Below are 1,475 nucleotides of genomic sequence, written 5' to 3' on the forward strand. Positions count from 1 at the left end.
GAGGAAGTAGCAGGGTTTCTCAAAGAGTTGGAGGAATTTGGTAATATCTTTGCTTCAAGTATTTTAACGCTGAAAGGAAAGAGATAATTTTACTGAACTTTGGCAAAGATAGTTTATAGTTGATAGTAGATAGTTGATAGTTGAAGGACTATAGACTATAAACTATAAACCATAAACTATAAACGAGTTTTGCATTTTGCTCTTTGGAGGAAATCCCTTTTGGACACCAAATCTGCATAGATTTCACTATTAGAGTTATTTTCAGACACCACCGTTTTTTCCGGGGCGATTAGATTAACAGCAGCGTATAGTCTAAAGATAAGTATAGCTCCTTTCTGGATGTTGCCATTACTTTATGATGAATTACTTGAGAAGATAGCCAATTCGGAAGTTCGATATCGTCCGAATAGAATTGAGCCGAGATTAAAGAAACGAAAGAAGAAAGATTATCCAACATTGAAAATATCTCGTGGAGAATGGAGGGCTCTCAATGGTCTCGTTGCTTAAGTCAGTGCCATTCCGGTCTGACCCTAATGGCATCCCTCTCTGAGATAATAAAGGAGAAGATTGATTCAGTCTATCAAGTTGATTTGCCTGCGGAAGGGGAAGGTGCTAATAGGAATGAATCCTTGAAGGTATTCCTTTCTCTCCATAATGATGAGAGGATGAGTATCACCTTAGCCGAGCCTAATCTACCCCAACAAGACTGCCATAAGATAATTACCAGGTTTATCCAGACTATCTATAAGGGAGTAATGAATGAGGAATTACCAGAAGAGTCGGTAGAACTGGTTAAGGTAGGTGAATTTAAGGCTACCTCCTGTCAATTGTGTAATGCCTCTATATTCATTGGTTTTTCAGCCTATTACTGCCCGATATGTGGGAAGAATTACTGTTTTAAGCATAGGCACACGGATAAGCATCACTGTAGCCAGGATAGGGATAAAAGCAAACCCATCGAGATTAATGATAAGAATACTGTCTCCAAACACATAAAACCTACGGTAAGGGTTATTCAGAGCCTTTGTGGGTGATATGAATTTCGGGGACATAATACTAAATTTTGCTTTTTCTTCCAAAAATACCCTGTCAACTTAAATTTAATATTGTGTCCCCTAAATTTTCAGCAATTCTAATTATGAGCCTGGGGAAAGGATATATCCTGCCTCCTGGCAATATCATTTACAGAAAGCCACCCATTTCCTCCGTAAAGTGCCATATCCAACATAAGCCTCAAACCATACCTGCGTTTTGTTGAAAGCTTCATATTAATTACCTCCTGACTTTCTTTACCGTACAGAGACACATCCCTCCATATAGTTTATAACTATAATATATATATATTTTTCTAAACTTTTGCGTTTTTTAGAGAGTTGTCAACACAGAATCAATAGATTTTCCGGTTTTGCCTTGTTGATAACTCCAGATTAAAAGCTCTTTGAAAAACAGTTGTCTGACCCAATTGCAAATTTCTC

Annotated in this window: 3 protein-coding genes; 2 read left to right on the plus strand and 1 reads right to left on the minus strand. The window is 37.6% G+C overall.

Features of this window, described 5'->3' with window-relative positions; all coding sequences use genetic code 11:
* Positions 1-339 precede the first annotated feature (339 nt).
* Both AB1422_19440 and AB1422_19445 read left to right on the plus strand, forming a co-directional pair.
* On the plus strand, positions 340-507 hold the full coding sequence (locus AB1422_19440) for a hypothetical protein (protein MEW6621476.1): 168 nt from the start codon (positions 340-342) through the stop codon (positions 505-507).
* Positions 508-533: 26 nt separating this feature from the next.
* Positions 534-1,034, plus strand: coding sequence for an AN1-type zinc finger protein (locus AB1422_19445; GenBank protein ID MEW6621477.1), 501 nt, complete (start codon positions 534-536; stop codon positions 1,032-1,034).
* Positions 1,035-1,132: 98 nt separating this feature from the next.
* Here the strand turns inward: AB1422_19445 and AB1422_19450 are convergent, their stop codons facing one another.
* Positions 1,133-1,267 (minus strand): hypothetical protein, encoded by a 135-nt coding sequence (locus AB1422_19450; protein ID MEW6621478.1) that lies wholly within the window; start codon positions 1,265-1,267, stop codon positions 1,133-1,135.
* Positions 1,268-1,475 lie beyond the last annotated feature (208 nt).

The sequence above is a fragment of the bacterium genome, assembly GCA_040757115.1.
In the GTDB taxonomy this organism is placed as follows: Bacteria; UBA9089; CG2-30-40-21; order CG2-30-40-21; family SBAY01; genus JBFLXS01.

Coding starts and splice junctions, on each gene's coding strand:
- AB1422_19445 (MEW6621477.1), top strand. CDS start 534: ATGGCATCCCTCTCTGAGATAATAAAGGAGAAGATTGATTCAGTCTAT.
- AB1422_19450 (MEW6621478.1), bottom strand. CDS start 1,267: ATGAAGCTTTCAACAAAACGCAGGTATGGTTTGAGGCTTATGTTGGAT.
- AB1422_19440 (MEW6621476.1), top strand. CDS start 340: ATGTTGCCATTACTTTATGATGAATTACTTGAGAAGATAGCCAATTCG.